The sequence below is a fragment of the Aeromonas sp. HMWF017 genome, assembly GCF_003061465.1.
GTDB classification, from domain to species: domain Bacteria; phylum Pseudomonadota; class Gammaproteobacteria; order Enterobacterales; family Aeromonadaceae; genus Aeromonas; species Aeromonas veronii.
In genome coordinates this window covers 1-18,328 of record NZ_QAJD01000031.1, presented here as the reverse complement: position 1 = coordinate 18,328, position 18,328 = coordinate 1, and the positions used below count along the sequence as shown (strand labels likewise).

17 protein-coding genes, 1 tRNA gene and 1 pseudogene are annotated in these 18,328 nt (G+C 55.0%); all 19 read right to left on the bottom strand.

What is annotated here, in order from left to right; genetic code table 11:
• Positions 1-138, bottom strand: a 138-nt coding sequence (locus tag DBR30_RS02700) for a GTP-binding protein (protein WP_256702863.1), incomplete at its 3' end; no start/stop codon positions are given.
• Positions 139-192: 54 nt separating this feature from the next.
• Positions 193-2,298, bottom strand: a complete 2,106-nt coding sequence (gene fusA / locus DBR30_RS02695; RefSeq protein ID WP_021229318.1) for an elongation factor G — start codon at positions 2,296-2,298, stop codon at positions 193-195.
• Between the two features lie 75 nt (positions 2,299-2,373).
• The gene (gene rpsG, locus DBR30_RS02690) at positions 2,374-2,844 is read right to left on the bottom strand and encodes a 30S ribosomal protein S7 (RefSeq protein WP_005339911.1); all 471 of its coding nucleotides are present in this window, start codon (positions 2,842-2,844) and stop codon (positions 2,374-2,376) included.
• 93 nt (positions 2,845-2,937) lie between these two features.
• On the bottom strand, positions 2,938-3,312 hold the full coding sequence (gene rpsL, locus DBR30_RS02685) for a 30S ribosomal protein S12 (RefSeq protein ID WP_005306278.1): 375 nt from the start codon (positions 3,310-3,312) through the stop codon (positions 2,938-2,940).
• A 182-nt stretch (positions 3,313-3,494) separates the two neighbouring features.
• Positions 3,495-3,773 (bottom strand): sulfurtransferase complex subunit TusB, encoded by a 279-nt coding sequence (tusB, locus tag DBR30_RS02680; protein WP_005339909.1) that lies wholly within the window; start codon positions 3,771-3,773, stop codon positions 3,495-3,497.
• 7 nt (positions 3,774-3,780) lie between these two features.
• Positions 3,781-4,140, bottom strand: a complete 360-nt coding sequence (tusC, locus tag DBR30_RS02675) for a sulfurtransferase complex subunit TusC (RefSeq protein WP_108540833.1) — start codon at positions 4,138-4,140, stop codon at positions 3,781-3,783.
• A gap of 8 nt (positions 4,141-4,148) precedes the next feature.
• A complete protein-coding gene (gene tusD / locus DBR30_RS02670; RefSeq protein WP_108540831.1) occupies positions 4,149-4,541 on the bottom strand; it encodes a sulfurtransferase complex subunit TusD in 393 nt (130 codons plus the stop codon).
• 84 nt (positions 4,542-4,625) lie between these two features.
• Positions 4,626-5,006, bottom strand: coding sequence for a RidA family protein (locus DBR30_RS02665; RefSeq protein WP_005339904.1), 381 nt, complete (start codon positions 5,004-5,006; stop codon positions 4,626-4,628).
• A 24-nt stretch (positions 5,007-5,030) separates the two neighbouring features.
• A complete protein-coding gene (locus DBR30_RS02660; RefSeq protein ID WP_005339902.1) occupies positions 5,031-5,747 on the bottom strand; it encodes a helix-turn-helix transcriptional regulator in 717 nt (238 codons plus the stop codon).
• Positions 5,748-5,941: 194 nt separating this feature from the next.
• A complete protein-coding gene (gene rpoC / locus DBR30_RS02655) occupies positions 5,942-10,246 on the bottom strand; it encodes a DNA-directed RNA polymerase subunit beta' (RefSeq protein WP_108540828.1) in 4,305 nt (1,434 codons plus the stop codon).
• 91 nt (positions 10,247-10,337) lie between these two features.
• Complete coding sequence (gene rpoB / locus DBR30_RS02650; protein WP_005339897.1) at positions 10,338-14,366, bottom strand: DNA-directed RNA polymerase subunit beta; 4,029 nt, start codon at positions 14,364-14,366, stop codon at positions 10,338-10,340.
• Between the two features lie 224 nt (positions 14,367-14,590).
• Positions 14,591-14,956: a 50S ribosomal protein L7/L12 gene (rplL, locus tag DBR30_RS02645; protein ID WP_005306304.1), complete on the bottom strand. Its 366-nt coding sequence runs from the start codon at positions 14,954-14,956 to the stop codon at positions 14,591-14,593.
• A gap of 51 nt (positions 14,957-15,007) precedes the next feature.
• The gene (gene rplJ, locus DBR30_RS02640) at positions 15,008-15,508 is read right to left on the bottom strand and encodes a 50S ribosomal protein L10 (protein ID WP_005339895.1); all 501 of its coding nucleotides are present in this window, start codon (positions 15,506-15,508) and stop codon (positions 15,008-15,010) included.
• A 256-nt stretch (positions 15,509-15,764) separates the two neighbouring features.
• On the bottom strand, positions 15,765-16,466 hold the full coding sequence (gene rplA, locus DBR30_RS02635; RefSeq protein WP_108540826.1) for a 50S ribosomal protein L1: 702 nt from the start codon (positions 16,464-16,466) through the stop codon (positions 15,765-15,767).
• Positions 16,467-16,470: 4 nt separating this feature from the next.
• The gene (gene rplK, locus DBR30_RS02630; RefSeq protein ID WP_005339887.1) at positions 16,471-16,899 is read right to left on the bottom strand and encodes a 50S ribosomal protein L11; all 429 of its coding nucleotides are present in this window, start codon (positions 16,897-16,899) and stop codon (positions 16,471-16,473) included.
• Positions 16,900-17,033: 134 nt separating this feature from the next.
• On the bottom strand, positions 17,034-17,585 hold the full coding sequence (gene nusG / locus DBR30_RS02625) for a transcription termination/antitermination protein NusG (RefSeq protein ID WP_005306318.1): 552 nt from the start codon (positions 17,583-17,585) through the stop codon (positions 17,034-17,036).
• A gap of 9 nt (positions 17,586-17,594) precedes the next feature.
• Positions 17,595-17,966, bottom strand: coding sequence for a preprotein translocase subunit SecE (gene secE, locus DBR30_RS02620; RefSeq protein ID WP_005306322.1), 372 nt, complete (start codon positions 17,964-17,966; stop codon positions 17,595-17,597).
• Positions 17,967-18,026: 60 nt separating this feature from the next.
• Positions 18,027-18,103: transfer RNA gene (locus tag DBR30_RS02615), tRNA-Trp, on the bottom strand.
• 53 nt (positions 18,104-18,156) lie between these two features.
• A pseudogene (gene tuf / locus DBR30_RS02610) lies at positions 18,157-18,328 on the bottom strand (elongation factor Tu); the annotation flags it as partial.

Here is an 18,328-nt window from a genome sequence, read left to right as displayed (position 1 = left end):
GGCGAAAGCTTTACCACCGAAGTGCTTGGCCAGCACGTTGGTGATAGCTGCAGTCAGGGTGGTTTTACCGTGGTCAACGTGGCCGATGGTGCCGACGTTTACGTGCGGTTTATTACGCTCAAATTTTTCTTTAGACACGACGTAGTCCTTCTAGGTTAAACCCGCCTACCGTCGTAGGCGGGGAATCTTAAATTACTTGGATTTGCGCTCTTCGATCACGGCTTGTGCAACGTTAGTCGGTGCATCGTGATACTTGGCGAATTCCATAGCGTAGGAAGCACGACCCTGGGTAGCGGAACGCAGTGCAGTTGCATAACCGAACATTTCGGCCAGCGGCACCAGAGCACGCACGATCTTGCCGGACGGGCCATCTTCCATACCTTCGATCAGGCCACGACGACGGTTCAGGTCACCGATAACGTCGCCCATGTAATCTTCCGGAGTTTCAACTTCTACTTTCATGATCGGTTCGAGCAGAACCGGGTTGGCTTTCATGAAGCCAGCCTTAAAGGCCATGGAAGCAGCGATTTTGAACGCCAGTTCGGAAGAGTCGACATCGTGGTAAGAACCGAAGTGCAGACGCACACCCAGATCCATAACCGGGTAACCAGCCAGCGGACCAGATTTGAGCTGCTCACGGATACCTTTATCAACACCCGGGATGAATTCACCAGGAATGACACCACCTTTGATGTCGTTGACGAATTCGTAGGCTTTGCCTTCTTCCAGCGGGTACATGTCGATAACAACATGACCGTACTGACCGCGACCACCAGACTGCTTGGCATGCTTGCCTTCGATGTCTTTAACGGTGGTACGGATGGTTTCACGGTAGGCAACCTGCGGCTTACCTACGTTGGCTTCAACCTTGAACTCGCGACGCATACGGTCAACGATGATGTCCAGGTGCAGCTCACCCATACCAGCGATGATGGTTTGACCTGACTCTTCGTCAGTCCATACGCGGAAGGACGGATCTTCCTGAGCCAGACGGCCCAGTGCCAGACCCATCTTCTCTTGGTCAGCCTTGGTTTTCGGCTCAACCGCGATAGAAATTACCGGCTCCGGGAATTCCATACGCTCGAGGATGATCGGTGCATTCGGGTCACACAGGGTGTCACCAGTGGTCACGTCTTTCAGACCGATAGCAGCAGCGATGTCACCAGCGCGTACTTCTTTGATCTCTTCACGCTTGTTGGCATGCATCTGAACGATACGGCCAAAACGCTCGCGCTTGTCCTTGACGGAGTTAAGCACGGTGTCACCGGAGTTGATCACGCCAGAGTAGACACGGAAGAAGGTCAGGTTACCAACGAACGGGTCGGTAGCGATCTTGAACGCCAGAGCAGAGAACGGCTCGTCATCAGAAGCATGACGCTCGTCTTTGGTCTCGCCGTCCATTTTCAGGCCGTCGATAGCAGCAACGTCGGTCGGAGCCGGCAGGTACTCGATCACGGCATCCAGCATTGCCTGTACGCCCTTGTTCTTGAACGCGGAGCCACAGGTTACCAGGATGATTTCGTTGTTCAGCACGCGCTGACGCAGAGCACCTTTGATCTCTTCCTCGGTCAGCTCTTCGCCGCCCAGGTATTTTTCCATCAGGTCTTCAGACGCTTCAGCAGCGGCTTCAACCAGATTCATGCGCATTTCTTGCGCCTGTTCCAGCAACTCGGCCGGGACGTCTTCGTAATCGAAGGATACGCCCTGATCAGCTTCATTCCAGTTGATGGCTTTCATCTTGACCAGGTCAACAACGCCCTTGAAGTTCTCTTCAGAGCCGATGTTCAGCTGAAGGGGAACCGGAGTACCTTTCAGACGGGTCTTGATGTGCTCAACGCAACGCAGGAAGTTGGCGCCGGTACGGTCCATCTTGTTGACGAACGCGATACGAGGAACCTTGTACTTGTTAGCCTGACGCCATACGGTTTCAGACTGTGGCTGTACGCCACCTACGGCACAGTACACCATCACGGCACCGTCCAGAACACGCATTGAACGCTCTACTTCGATAGTAAAGTCAACGTGGCCCGGGGTATCGATGATGTTGATACGGTGCGGTTGGAACTGTTTACCCATACCGGACCAGAAAGCGGTGGTCGCGGCGGAGGTGATGGTGATACCACGCTCTTGTTCCTGTTCCATCCAGTCCATGGTGGCAGCGCCATCGTGAACTTCACCGATCTTGTGACTTACACCGGTGTAAAACAGTACGCGCTCGGTAGTAGTAGTCTTACCGGCGTCAATGTGAGCGGAGATACCGATGTTACGATAACGCTCAATGGGGGTTGTACGAGCCATTGTCATCCTCTTACTAAGGCGCTTGTCCCTAGATAATTAAAGGTGCGCAGAGTCAAAAGACCCTGCGCAAGCGGATTACCAGCGGAAGTGAGCGAAGGCTTTGTTCGCTTCAGCCATACGGTGAACGTCTTCACGTTTCTTGACAGACGAACCCTTATTGTCAGCGGCATCCAGCAGCTCGCCAGCCAGACGCTGAGCCATTGATTTTTCACCACGTTTACGAGCGGCATCAACCAACCAGCGCATTGCCAGGGCATTGCGACGTACCGGACGAACTTCTACCGGCACCTGATAGGTTGCACCACCGACGCGACGAGATTTAACCTCGACCGCCGGACGAATGTTATCCAGAGCTTCTTCGAATACGGCCAGGTGCTCTTTGCCAGATTTGGTGGCAATGATGTCCAGGGCGCCATAAACAATGGCTTCTGCAACAGATTTCTTACCGTCAACCATTACTACGTTGACAAATTTAGCCAGCAGCTCTGATCCGAACTTGGGATCTGGCAGGATTTTACGCTGACCAACAACACGACGTCTTGGCATTTCAAATTCTCCGTAACTTCAGGGATTACCCAAAACTAGAAAGCTATCTAACTAGAAACGAATTAACGTTTGGCCTTACTTAACGGAGAACCATTAAGCTTTAGGACGCTTCACGCCATACTTGGAGCGAGCCTGCTTACGGTCTTTAACACCGGCACAGTCCAACGCACCACGAACGGTGTGATAACGAACACCTGGCAAGTCTTTTACACGACCGCCACGGATCAGAACAACAGAGTGCTCTTGCAGGTTGTGACCTTCACCGCCGATGTAGGAGGTGACTTCGAAGCCGTTGGTCAGACGTACACGGCACACTTTACGCAGTGCAGAGTTAGGCTTCTTCGGGGTGGTGGTATATACACGAGTGCATACGCCACGCTTCTGAGGGCACGCTTCCAGCGCCGGCACGTTGCTTTTCACAACGAGCTTGATGCGTGGCTTGCGAACCAACTGGTTAATAGTTGCCATCAAAAGGCTCCTGATAATGACTTCATAAACGTGTGGAAAATCCTCCCCGCAGATACGGGGACGCGAAATTTTATGCCCTGTTGTCTGGGGAGTCAAGATTTATACAATTTGCGTCACAAAAGGGCAATTCGGATCCGTTTGATTTCACGACATCACATTGAATTATCTTGAAAATGTGCTTCTCAGCCACCCCAGGTGCGCGGGGAACCTTTTTGCGCAATCAGTGCCACCAGACCCGCCATATCGAGCACATTCCCCACCCGATGCTGCAAACCGCGAGCTTGCAGATCTTCCTGCATCACATAAAGCGGGATACCCGCCAGCCGCGCGCTCCACTGGGGAGCCGATGCCGCAATCACGGCATCCTGCATCAGTACCAGCTCATCCTCGGGCTGAAGGTATGAGAGCGCCTCTGCCAGAGCCTGACTCTGAAAGGGAGAGTTCAATATCAGATGCAACATGGAGACCTCAAAAGCTGATGTGAGTCGAACATTGTGCCCAGCGCCGAGCCAGTTCCTGGCGCGGCAGAGTCTCGACGGGGATCAGCAGATCATCCACTGTCACGCCACGCTCTGCCAGCGAGTCAGCACAAACATAGACCTCTTCGATGTCGTAGAGTTCCAGCATTTTGAAGGTGGGCGCGTAGTGGCGCTGCAAAATGGCGGCAGGCTGCTGCTCCTTGAGCAGTTGCAGCACGCCGTCCCCAATCAGGAAGAGGGCCAGCTCATCGGTCATGGCCGAGGTGGCCAGCAGGGCATCCAGTCCTTCCCGGCCGGCGGCATGGCCATGGGGGCCACGACTGCATATAAAGGCGATTTTCTTGCTCATGACTCCCCCTAAAACTGAACCAGCCGATCGGCGGTGAGCGCCGCCTCGGCCAACTGGCCCAGACCGCTCAGACAAAATGGCGGTTGCAGATTGAAGTGTACCTGCCCTGTCCCCTTGGCTTCCTGTTCATCGAGCACACCGCGCCTCATGGCGGCGGCGACACAGACGTCGATACGGATCCCCTGCTCTGCTGCCAGCTCTCGCCACAGACGCACCAGGTCGGTCTCATCGGATGCAGGCAGATGCAAACCGTTGCCGTTGCAGACCCCGTCCTGATAGAAGAACAGGTGGGACAAGGTATGCCCCTGTGCCAACAGGGTGCGGGCAAAACGATAGGCGGTGCTGGCCGATTGGGTGCCATAGGCAGGCCCCGTGACCAAGATGGCAAAACTCAGACTCATAGCAGGACTCCTGTGCTGACCCGGTCCATTTTACGCCAAAAACAAAAAAGCCCCTGCCAGGAGGGGCTTGATTCAATCTGTTGATCAGAGATGGGCAATCGCCTCGACCTCGACCAGCACATCTTTCGGCAGACGAGCCACCTCCACGCAGGAGCGGGCTGGCGCCGCATCGCCAAAGTAGCGGGCATAGACCTGATTGAAGGCAACGAAGTTGTTCATGTCGCTCAGGAAGCAGGTGGTTTTGACCACTTTGCTGGCATCGGCACCGGCAGCGTGCAACACGGCAACCAGATTCTTCATCACCCGCTCGGCCTGCTCTTCAATGCCGCCAGCCACGATTTCCATGGTGGCAGGATCGAGCGGGATCTGCCCGGAGGTGAAGATCATCTCGCCAACCTTGGTAGCCTGAACATACGGACCAATCGCGGCAGGCGCCTTGTCGGTTGCAATCACTTCTTTAGCCATTCATCTATCCCCTTCTGGAATGAGTTACTCGTTCTCGTCTTCACCCTGCTTGCGCTGTCGGATGTAAAGATAAACGGTATGTTTTGAAATATTGAGTTTGTCCGCCACCAGATTGATCGAATCCTTGATGTCGAAAATGCCCTTCTCGAACAGCTGGGTCACGATGAAGCGATTCTTGGCATTGTTAGCCACGGTGGGATCGCGGTTGATCTCGTCGATGGTGTTATCCACCGTCTGGGCAACCAACTCTTCCACGCTGTTGGCGAAGGTCTCTGGTGACTGGCGCGCCGCCTGCTGGGGCGTCGGGAAAAATTCAGCCACGAACTCGTGGAAAGGTGCATTGATGTGCAGGTTGATGCAGATAAGCCCCACTACTTGCCGCTCGCTGTTGCGAATGGCGATGGTGCTCGACTTCATCAGCGCGCCGGTACGGCTGCGAGCGAAATAGCTCTGGGTGTAATCCTGGCCAGTGCTCTCGATGTCCTTGAGCATGCGCAGGGCGAGATCGGTGATGGGCGCCCCGAGGGTGCGTCCGGTATTGAAGCCGTTGGCGATCTTGATCACCGACTCGTGCAGATTTTCCAGAGAGTGGAGTACCACTTCACAATGCTTGCCGAACAGCTCGGCCAAGCCATCGATGAGCCCATCGTATGAGCGCAACAATTCCCTGTCTTCATCTGTAAAAGTGCGGCTGATCAGCTGTTCTTCGGGAAGCATGGCTTCCTCGATACCGACAGTCATGTTCTACCCCTGTAATAACCATTCAACTTTCCCGAGTTTTAAATTGCAGGGGAGTAAAGTCAACTTTTTTTGATTTTTTACTCTACAACTTTGCTCTGGATCATCCTGAAACCCGCGCTGCGTCTACCTTAGCCGAGGAATTGGCCAACAAAAAGGGCTCCTTGAAGGAGCCCTTTTTAATCACGGATGACGAGTTACTCTTCGTCGAAGCTACCGGCTGCGTTCAGCAGATCCGCCAGGTTCTGCTCCGCTTCATCAGCGGTCACCTGCGGGGTACCAACAGCACGAGCTGCGGCAGCACGCTGGTTGATCCGGCTATGGTGGTAGGCAAAGCCGGTACCAGCCGGGATCAGACGACCCACGATGACGTTCTCTTTCAGACCACGCAGTTCATCACGCTTGCCACCTACGGCGGCTTCGGTCAGAACGCGAGTGGTTTCCTGGAAGGAAGCCGCGGAGATGAAGGACTCGGTGCTCAGAGATGCCTTGGTAATACCCATCAGGACATGACGGTAGGTCGCAGGGGTCTTGCCCTCGGCAACCAGCTTACGGTTGGCAATCTTCACACGAGCCACTTCAACCTGTTCGCCTTCGATCAGATCGGTATCGCCAGCGCTCAGGATCTCGCACTTGCGCAGCATCTGACGAACAATGACTTCGATGTGCTTGTCGTTGATCTTAACGCCTTGCAGACGGTAAACGTCCTGCACTTCGTTGGCGATGTAGTTGGCTACCGGGCTGATACCGCGCAGACGCAGGATGTCGTGAGCAGACTCAGGACCGTCCGCCAGCACTTCACCCTTCTCAACTTTTTCACCTTCGAACACGTTCAGGTTACGCCACTTCGGAATCATCTCTTCGTAGACGTTGCCACCATCGGTCGGGGTGATGACCAGACGGCGTTTGCCCTTGGTCTCTTTCCCGAAGGAGATGGTACCGGAGATCTCGGCCAGAATTGCCGGTTCCTTCGGTTGACGTGCTTCGAACAGATCCGCAACGCGCGGCAGACCACCGGTGATGTCCTTGGTACCGCCGGACTCTTGCGGGATACGCGCTACCGCGTCACCCACACCCACGTTGGCACCATCTTCCAGGTTCACGATCGCCTTGCCCGGCAGGAAGTACTGGGCAGCTACATCGGTACCCGGGATCATCACGTCTTTGCCGTTCAGGTCGACCAGTTTAACGGTTGGACGCATCTCTTTACCGGCGCTCGGACGCTCGTTGACGTCCAGAACAACGATAGAAGAGAGACCGGTCAGCTCGTCGGTCTGACGAGTGATGGTCACGCCATCGATCATGTGTTCGAACTGCAGGCGACCTGCCACTTCGGTGATGATCGGGTGGGTGTGCGGATCCCAGTTGGCAACGGTCTCGCCAGCGCTCACGGCCTGGCCGTCCTTCACTTCCAGCACGGAACCGTAAGGCAGCTTGTGGCTTTCCTTGGTACGGCCCATGTCGTCCATGATGGTCAGTTCGGTAGAACGTGAGGTGATAACCAGTTTGTCATCGCTGTTGTGAACGAACTTGGCGTTCTGCAGCTTGATGGTACCTGTGTTCTTGACCTGGATGCTGCTTTCAGCAGCGGCACGAGATGCAGCACCACCGATGTGGAAAGTACGCATCGTCAGCTGGGTACCCGGTTCACCGATGGACTGGGCGGCAATAACACCGACAGCCTCACCCTTGTTAACCAGGTGACCACGGGCCAGATCACGGCCGTAGCAGTGAGCACAGTTACCGAAGTCGGTTTCACAGGTGATGGCAGAACGTACCTTCACACGGTCAACGGAGTTACGCTCCAGCAGGTCACACAGCTGCTCGTCGAGCAGGGTGTTGCGAGCGACCAGGATCTCGTCCTCGGTACCCGGCTTGATGACATCTTCTGCCACCACACGACCCAGCACGCGCTCACGCAGCGGCTCGACCACGTCGCCACCCTCGATCAGCGGAGTCATCCACAGACCTTCGGTAGTGCCGCAATCGTCCTCGGTGATCACCATGTCTTGCGCCACGTCTACCAGACGACGAGTCAGGTAACCGGAGTTCGCAGTCTTCAGTGCGGTATCCGCCAGACCCTTACGAGCACCGTGAGTAGAGATAAAGTACTGCAGTACGTTCAGACCTTCGCGGAAGTTCGCGATGATCGGAGTCTCGATGATGGAGCCATCCGGCTTGGCCATCAGGCCACGCATACCGGCCAGCTGACGGATCTGGGCGGCGGAACCACGCGCACCAGAGTCGGCCATCATAAAGATGCTGTTGAACGAGGCCTGCTCTTCTTCTTCACCCAGAGAGTTGACGTTACGCTCTTTGGACAAGTTCTCCATCATGGCCTTGGAGACGCGCTCGTTGGCGCTGGCCCAGATATCGATAACCTTGTTGTAACGCTCGCCCGCAGTTACCAGACCTGACAGGAACTGGTCCTGGATCTCGGCAACTTCGGCTTCGGCTGCCGCGATGATGTCTTTCTTGGCATCCGGGATGACCATGTCATCGATACCAACGGAAGCACCGGACAGGGCCGCGTAGTGGAAACCGGTATACATCAGCTGGTCAGCGAAGATAACGGTGTCCTTCAGGCCCTGCTTGCGATAGCAGGTGTTCAGCAGGCGGGAGATGAGCTTTTTGCCCAGCGCCTTGTTGGATACGCACTTGATCCAGTTCTGCGGATTGGCATCCAGATCAGCCTGTTCTGCAGCAGTCAGCACCTTCGGCTCGTCGATCAGGGCGTATTCCATGCCTTTCGGCAGGATCAGGCTCAGGATCGCACGACCAACGGTGGTGTTCTTCATCTCGGTGTGTTCACGCAGAGAACCGTCTTCCTGACGCAGGTATTCGGTAATGCGTACTTTCACACGAGCATGCAGATCGGCCAGACCGGCACGATAGACCTTCTCGGCTTCTTTCGGGCCGGCCAGCACCATACCTTCGCCTTTGGCGTTGATACGGGCACGGGTCATGTAGTACAGACCCAAGACCACGTCCTGAGAAGGAACGATGATCGGCTCACCGGAGGCAGGCGACAGGATGTTGTTGGTAGACATCATCAGCGCACGCGCTTCCAGCTGGGCTTCCAGGGTCAGCGGTACGTGGACCGCCATCTGGTCACCATCGAAGTCCGCGTTATACGCAGCACAAACCAGCGGGTGCAGCTGGATTGCCTTGCCTTCGACCAGAGTCGGTTCGAATGCCTGGATACCCAGACGGTGCAGAGTCGGTGCACGGTTCAGCAGAACCGGGTGTTCGCGGATAACTTCGTCCAGGATATCCCAAACGACAGCTTCTTCGCGCTCCACCATCTTCTTGGCGGCCTTGATAGTGGTCGCCAGACCGCGGGTTTCCAGCTTGCCATAGATGAACGGCTTGAACAGTTCCAGCGCCATCTTCTTCGGCAGACCGCACTGATGCAGACGCAGAGTCGGGCCTACGGTGATAACGGAACGACCAGAGTAGTCGACACGTTTACCGAGCAGGTTCTGACGGAAACGACCCTGCTTACCCTTGATCATGTCGGCCAGGGATTTCAGCGGGCGCTTGTTGGAACCGGTGATGGCACGACCGCGACGGCCGTTATCCAGCAGCGCATCGACGGACTCTTGCAGCATACGCTTTTCGTTGCGCACGATGATGTCCGGCGCAGCCAGATCCAGCAGACGCTTCAAGCGGTTGTTACGGTTGATCACGCGACGGTACAGATCGTTCAGATCGGAAGTCGCGAAACGGCCGCCGTCCAGCGGCACCAGCGGACGCAGGTCCGGCGGCAGCACAGGCAGCACTGTCATGATCATCCACTCCGGCTTGTTGCCGGACTGCAGGAAAGCTTCCATCAGCTTCAGACGCTTGGTGGTCTTCTTGCGTTTGGTCTCGGAGTTGGTTTGATCCAGCTCCTCACGCATGGTTTTGACTTCACCTTCCAGATCGATAGCGCGCAGCAATGCCAGGATTGCTTCGGCACCCATCTTGGCGTCAAATTCGTCGCCCCACTCTTCCAGCGCATCCAGGTACTGCTCTTCAGAGAGCATCTGGCTGCGTTCGAGGTTGGTCATGCCCGGCTCGATTACGACGAAAGATTCGAAGTAGAGCACGCGCTCGATGTCGCGCAGGGTCATGTCCAGCAGCAGACCGATACGGGACGGCAGGGACTTCAGGAACCAGATGTGGGCAGTCGGGCTGGCCAGCTCGATGTGGCCCATACGCTCACGACGGACCTTGGTCTGGGTCACTTCAACGCCGCACTTCTCACAGATCACACCACGGTGTTTCAGGCGCTTGTACTTGCCGCACAGACACTCGTAGTCCTTCACCGGTCCGAAGATGCGGGCGCAGAACAGACCATCACGCTCCGGCTTGAAAGTCCGGTAGTTGATGGTCTCAGGCTTTTTGACCTCACCGAATGACCAGGAGCGGATCATGTCAGGAGAGGCCAGACCGATCTTGATACTGTCAAACTCTTCGGTCTTGGTCTGAGCCTTCAAAAACTTGAGTAAGTCTTTCACGTGTTTCCCCTGTCAGGAGTCTAACCTCGGCGCCCCGGCTGCCAAAGCAGCGGGGCGCCCACGTCAATTCTCGAACAATAAGAGCGAGCTCTTACTCTTCGTCCAGCTCGATGTTGATACCCAGAGAGCGGATTTCCTTCAGCAATACGTTGAAGGATTCGGGCATGCCCGGCTCCATACGGTGGTCGCCATCCACGATGTTCTTATACATCTTGGTACGGCCATTCACATCGTCAGACTTGACGGTCAGCATTTCCTGCAGGGTATATGCCGCACCGTAAGCCTCCAGGGCCCACACTTCCATCTCACCGAAACGCTGACCACCGAACTGAGCCTTACCACCCAGCGGCTGCTGGGTAACCAGGCTGTAAGAACCGGTAGAACGCGCGTGCATCTTGTCGTCGACCAAGTGGTTCAGCTTCAGCATGTACATGTAACCAACGGTTACTTTACGCTCGAAGCGGTTACCAGTACGGCCATCGAACAGATCAATCTGACCGGATTCAGGCAGATCGGCCAGCTTCAGCAGGGCTTTGATTTCGCGCTCTTTGGCACCATCAAAGACCGGAGTAGCGACCGGCAGACCCTTACGCAGGTTACCCACCAGGGTACGTACGTCGTCGTCAGACAGTTCGGCGATGTTCACTTGCTGGGTGTCCTTCTCGCCCAGGTCATAGACCTGTTGCAGGAAGTTGCGCATCTCGTGCAGCTCACGCTGCTCTTTGACCATGCGATCGATCTTCTCGCCGATACCCTTGGCCGCAAGGCCCAGGTGCACTTCGAGGATCTGACCGATGTTCATACGGGATGGTACGCCCAACGGGTTCAGTACGATGTCGACCGGACGGCCGAACTCGTCATGAGGCATATCCTCGACCGGACAGATCTTGGAGATAACCCCCTTGTTACCGTGACGGCCCGCCATCTTGTCACCCGGCTGGATGCGACGCTTGACTGCCAGATAAACCTTGACGATTTTCAGTACGCCCGGCGCCAGATCATCACCCTGGATAATCTTGCGACGCTTGTTCTCGAATTTCTTGTCGAACTCGGCTTTCAGCTCAACGTGCTGTTCAGCGATCTGTTCCAGTTCGGTCTGCTTGCCTTCGTCTTCGATGGCCAGTTCAAACCACTTGGAGCGATCGAGCTTGTTCAGACGGTCTTCGCTGTAACCGGCGGCCAGCAGCAGGTTGCGGGAGCGGCCGAAAATGCCGTCTTCCAGGATCTTGAACTCTTCGGTCAAGTCCTTCTTCGCTTCCTTCAGCTGCATCTCTTCGATTTCTTTGGCGCGCTTGTCTTTTTCCACGCCATCGCGGGTAAAGACTTGCACGTCAACCACGGTACCGTACACACCGTTCGGTACACGCAGGGAGGAGTCCTTCACGTCGGACGCCTTCTCACCGAAGATGGCGCGCAGCAGCTTCTCTTCCGGCGTCAGCTGGGTTTCACCTTTCGGGGTTACCTTACCGACCAGAATGTCGCCGCCCTTCACTTCAGCACCCACGTAGACGATACCGGACTCGTCCAGCTTGGACAGAGCGGCTTCACCCACGTTCGGGATGTCAGCAGTGATCTCTTCCGGACCCAGCTTGGTGTCACGGGAGATACAGGCCAGTTCCTGGATATGGATGGTGGTCAGGCGATCTTCCTGAACAACACGCTCGTTCACCAGGATCGAGTCTTCGAAGTTGTAACCGTTCCACGGCATGAACGCGACGCGCATGTTCTGACCCAGCGCCAGTTCACCCAAGTCGGTGGACGGGCCGTCAGCCAGTACGTCGCCAGCCATGACCGGCTCACCCAACATCACGCAAGGACGCTGGTTGATACAGGTGTTCTGGTTGGAACGGGTGTATTTGGTCAGGTTGTAGATGTCGATACCGGCTTCGCCTGGCATCAGCTCATCTTCATTGACCTTCAGGACGATACGGGAGGCATCGACATAGTCGATTACGCCGCCACGCTTGGCCACTACGGTTACACCGGAGTCAACGGCCACAGCGCGTTCCATACCGGTACCTACCAGCGGCTTGTCAGCACGCAGAGTCGGTACAGCCTGACGTTGCATGTTTGAACCCATCAATGCGCGGTTCGCGTCATCGTGTTCCAGGAACGGGATCAGAGCGGCTGCCACAGATACGATCTGCTGCGGGCTCACGTCCATATACTGGATCTGGTCGGCGTTCATAAAGGTGGATTCACCTTTGTGACGGCACGGGATCAATTCATCTTTCAGACGGCCATCTTCGGTGGTCGCGGCGTTAGCCTGTGCGATCACGTACTTGCCTTCTTCAATAGCAGACAGGTAGTCCACTTCGTCGGTGATCACACCGTCAATGACCTTGCGGTACGGGGTCTCAAGGAAACCGTACTCGTTGGTACGAGAGTACACGGACAGAGAGTTGATCAGACCGATGTTCGGACCTTCAGGAGTCTCGATAGGGCACAGACGACCATAGTGAGTCGGGTGTACGTCTCGGACTTCAAAGCCGGCACGCTCACGAGTCAAACCGCCCGGGCCCAGCGCGGAAATACGGCGCTTGTGGGTCACTTCGGAGAGCGGGTTGTTCTGGTCCATAAACTGGGACAGCTGGCTGGAACCAAAGAACTCTTTGACTGCGGCGGAGATCGGCTTGGCGTTGATCAGATCCTGCGGCATCAGGGTGTCCAGGTCGCCCAAGGAGAGACGCTCCTTGACCGCACGCTCGACACGCACCAGACCGACGCGGAACTGGTTTTCAGCCATTTCACCGACAGAACGGATACGACGGTTACCCAAGTGGTCGATATCGTCCACTTCGTCGTTACCGTTACGGATGTCGATCAAGCGCTTCATCACATCGACGATGTCGTCTTTGGTCAGTACACCTGCGCCAGTCTCGTCTTCACGACCCAGACGGCGGTTGAACTTCATCCGACCTACGGTAGACAGGTCGTAACGCTCGGCGGAGAAGAACAGGTTTTCGAACAGCTGTTCTGCAGCTTCGCGAGTAGGCGGCTCGCCCGGACGCATCATGCGATAGATCTCGACCAGCGCTTCCAAACGGTTGGAGCTGGAGTCGACACGCAGGGTCTCGGACATGTAAGCACCGTGATCCAGTTCGTTGGTGAACAGAACCTCGAAATGCTTGAAGCCGGCTTGGGACAGGTTGGCGATCGCTTCCAGGCTCAGCGCCTGGTTGGCGGTCACGACCATCTCGCCAGTTTGCGGATGTGCGTAGTCCTTGGCAGCAACTTTGCCAACAACATACTCAACCGGTACCTCAATTTGGGTAACGGCGTCTTTTTCCAACTGACGGATGTGACGCGCAGTCACACGACGACCGGTCTCAACCACCACGGCGCCATTGGCCACGATGTCAAAGGTCGCAGTTTCACCACGCAGACGCTCCGGCACCAGATCCATCATCAACTTGCCATCTTTTACTTCAAAACCGATGGTCTCGAAGAAGGTGGCCAGGATTTGTTCGGAAGTGAAGTCCAGGGCGCGCAGAATAATGGATGCTGGCAGTTTGCGACGACGGTCGATACGGACAAACAGGTTGTCTTTCGCATCGAACTCGAAGTCCAGCCAGGAGCCACGGTAGGGGATAACGCGAGCGTTATACAGTACCTTACCGGATGAATGAGTTTTGCCTTTATCGTGGTCGAAGAAGACGCCCGGGCTGCGGTGCAGCTGGGAGACGATAACCCGCTCGGTACCATTGATAACAAAGGTGCCGTTCTCGGTCATGAGCGGAATTTCGCCCATGTATACTTCTTGTTCCTTGATGTCTTTGACGGTGCCGGCAGCTGCTTCACGGTCGTACAGAACCATACGAAGCTTGACACGCAGCGGCGCGGAGTAGGTCACTCCACGGATCTGGCATTCTTTTACGTCAAATACCGGCTCACCCAGGCGATAGCTGACATACTGAAGCTCAGCACTACCGGAGTAACTGGTGATCGGGAAAACGCTACGGAAAGCGGCCTCTAGGCCATATTCACCTTCCGGGTCAGCCTCGATGAACTGCTTGAAGGAGTCCAGCTGAATGGACAACAGATAAGGCGTGTCCAGTACCTGGTCTCGCTTACCGAAGTCCTTACGAATGCGTTTTTTTTCGGTATAAGAGTAAACCATAGGGTTCCTCAGCTCGCTGATAAGTGACCCACTCTGTCCCGCGGGACAGCTCTGTCTCAACACCGTTTTGTGTTGGCCCGGACGAAAGAAGACAGTCCGGATTGCTGGTGCACCGAGAGTCGTAAACGGTGTGAAATGCTCTCAGTCTACAGCGCAAAAAGGCTGGTGAACAAAAATTCACCAGCCCTAGCCTGTTTTATCAGGCTAATCTACATAAATGCAGATTATTTGATCTCAACAGAAGCACCGGCAGCTTCCAGCTCTTTCTTCAGAGCTTCAGCTTCGTCCTTGGACACGCCTTCCTTCAGGTTAGCCGGAGCAGCTTCTACCAGATCTTTGGCTTCTTTCAGGCCCAGACCGGTAGCGCCACGAACGGCTTTGATAACGGCAACTTTGTTGGCGCCAGCAGCAGTCAGAACTACGTCGAACTCGGTCTTCTCTTCTACTGCTTCAGCAGCAGCCGGGCCAGCCATTACGGCAGCAGCGGCAGAAACACCGAACTTCTCTTCCATAGCTTCGATCAGCTCAACAACTTCCATTACAGACATGGAAGCAACGGCTTCGATGATTTGGTCTTTAGTGATAGACATGACAAAAATTCCTGATGTTGAATAAACTCAAACAGCCTAAATAGGCGAGAATCAAGCAGCAGCTTGTTTCTGGTCGCGAACAGCAGCGATAGTACGAACCAGCTTGCCAGCAGAGGCTTCTTTCATAGTCGCCATCAACTTCGCAATTGCTTCTTCGTAAGTCGGCAGCGTGGCCAGACGATCAATTTGTGCTGCGGCGATAAACTCACCGTTAAAAGCGCCAGCCTTGATTTCGAACTTTTGGTTCGCTTTGGCAAACTCTTTGAACAGACGAGCAGCAGCGCCCGGGTGTTCGTTAGAGAAAGCAATCAAGGTAGGACCGGTAAATGCGTCGTTCAGGCACTCGTATTCGGTACCTTCTACCGCGCGACGCAGCAGGGTGTTACGCACAACGCGCATGTACACACCGGCTTCACGAGCGGTTTTACGCAGGACGGTCATCTTGTCTACAGTTACACCGCGAGAATCGGCAACAACTGCAGAAAGAGCGCCTTTGGCAGCTTCGTTGACTTCAGCAACAATTGCCTTTTTGTCTTCGAGTCCCAATGCCATTGGCTTAACTCCTGGATTGAATCCGGGTCTATTGACCCAGTACTGACACATCCCCCCTACCTTTACAATAGAGGGGAACGATGCGGTAGCAGGATTCCAGAAGAGAAAGAATCTTTCTCGCTGGGTTTCCGGCACCGTCTACGCAGGAAAGATTAAGGCTTTGCAGCCTCCTGCGGTCTTGGACGGAGGTCGAAACCCCCAACCAATCAAGGCGCAAAATTATAGATTAAATTTTGCGCCTTGTAAAACCCATCAATTAGGCCTGAGCTTCCAGAGAAGCTTGGTCTACGGCAACACCGGCACCCATGGTGGTGGAGATGCTGACTTTCTTGATGAATTGACCTTTGGCGGAAGAGGGCTTGCCTTTTTTCAGGGCAACCAGCAGAGCTTCCAAGTTTTCTTTCAGCTGAACTTCGTTGAAAGAAACCTTACCCAGAGTGGTATGGATGATACCATTCTTGTCGTTACGGTAACGAACCTGACCAGCCTTGGCGTTCTTGACAGCTTCGGCAACGTTCGAGGTTACAGTACCAACTTTCGGGTTCGGCATCAGGCCGCGCGGGCCCAGGATTTGACCCAGTTGACCAACAACGCGCATGGCATCCGGGGATGCGATAACTACGTCGAAGTTCATCTCGCCTTTCTTAACCAGATCGGCCAGGTCATCCATACCTACCAGGTCAGCACCGGCAGCTTTAGCTGCTTCGGCGTTGGCACCTTGGGTAAATACGGCAACGCGTACATCACGACCGGTACCGTGCGGCAGTACAGTAGCACCACGTACGTTCTGGTCAGATTTACGAGCGTCGATACCCAGGTTGACAGCAACGTCAACGCTTTCAACGAACTTGGCGGTAGCCAGTTCTTTCAGCAGGGCAATGGCTTCGTTGATGGAGTACTCTTTGGTACCGTCAACTTTTTCGCGAATAACGCGCATACGCTTGGAAAGTTTAGCCATTGTCTTAATCCTCCACTACCAGACCCATGGAACGAGCGGAGCCTGCGATGCAACGTACTTTTGCATCCAGATCGGCACCAGTCATATCCGGCTCTTTGGTCTTGGCGATTTCTTGCAGCTGGGCAACGGTCACCTTACCAACCTTGTCTTTGTTCGGCTTGGAAGAACCAGACTTGATGCCAGCAGCTTTCTTCAGCAGGAAGGAAGCAGGCGGAGTCTTGGTTTCGAAGGTGAAGGAACGGTCGCTGTAAACGGTGATCACGACCGGAGTCGGTGAACCTTTTTCCAGCTTCTCTGTACGAGCGTTGAACGCCTTACAGAATTCCATGATGTTAACACCGTGTTGACCCAGTGCAGGACCAACGGGAGGAGACGGGTTGGCTGCACCAGCAGCAACCTGCAGCTTGATATAAGCTGTGACTTTCTTAGCCATTAGGAAAATACCTCAAAAATGGGTTCTAGCGCCTCGGAGACTTGCTCCTGCAAACGGCTCCCCAACTAATAAAGGGGCAGCGAATTATAGAGATATTCGCTGCCCCTGACAACCGTTAAACGTACAGAATTCAATCAGCCTTTTTCGACCTGACCAAAATCCAGTTCAACAGGAGTAGAACGACCGAAGATCAGTACAGAGACCTTCACGCGGCTCTTCTCATAATCGACCTCTTCAACGGTACCGTTGAAGTCGGCAAACGGACCATCAGCAACCCGCACCATTTCACCCGGTTCAAACAGGGTTTTCGGACGCGGCTTGTCGTGGGCATCCTGCAGACGGTTCAGGATGGCATCGGCCTCTTTATCGGAGATCGGTGCCGGACGGTCGGAAGTGCCGCCGATGAAGCCCATGACGCGCGGTACGTTACGTACCAGGTGCCATGTGGTTTCATCCATGATCATCTGGACCAGGACATAACCCGGGAAAAACTTGCGCTCACTCTTGCGCTTCTGGCCAGCACGCATCTCGACCACTTCTTCGGTCGGGACCAGTACTTCACCGAACATGTCTTCCATGCCATGCATCTTGATATGCTCGCGCAGAGACTTGGCTACACGGCCTTCATAGCCGGAAAAAGCCTGCACGACATACCATCTCATACGTTGTTCACGTTGTTCAGTCATGGCTTATCCTTACACACCGGTAATCAGGTTGACCAACCAGACCAAGGCACCGTCCAGAACGAACAGCAGCAGCCCCATCACGGCGGTCACCGCCAGCACAATCAGGGTTGTCTGAATGGCTTCCTGACGGGTCGGCCATACGACCTTGCGGACTTCCAGGCGAGACTCACGGGCGAATGCCAGTGTTGCCTTTCCCTTGGTGGTTTGCAGGGCTACTGCACCAGCAGCAGCAATGACAACGACCACACCCAGGGCGCGGACGGCAGCGACAACATCGTTGAGCAGGTAATTACCCACTACAGCGGCCGCCAGGATAATGAAAACCAGGCCCCAAAGCAGGGTATCCTTGCTTCCGCCCTGGCTCTCAGAACTAACACTCATACAACCCACCTGTATCTGACGTAACCAAAGACACAAAAGCCCCGTACGAGACGAGGTATATGGCAGGGGCGGCAGGACTCGAACCCGCAACCATCGGTTTTGGAGACCGCTGTTCTACCAATTCGAACTACGCCCCTACACAAGAAAGCCCCTATTATAGGGGCTTTGCTTTATTTATGTAAGCCAAAGATTAAGCGATTACGCTGGCTACAACACCGGCACCTACGGTACGGCCACCTTCACGGATAGCAAAACGCAGGCCGTCGTCCATTGCGATCGGAGCAATCAGGGTAACAACCATTTTGATGTTGTCGCCCGGCATTACCATCTCTACGCCTTCCGGCAGTTCGATGGTACCGGTC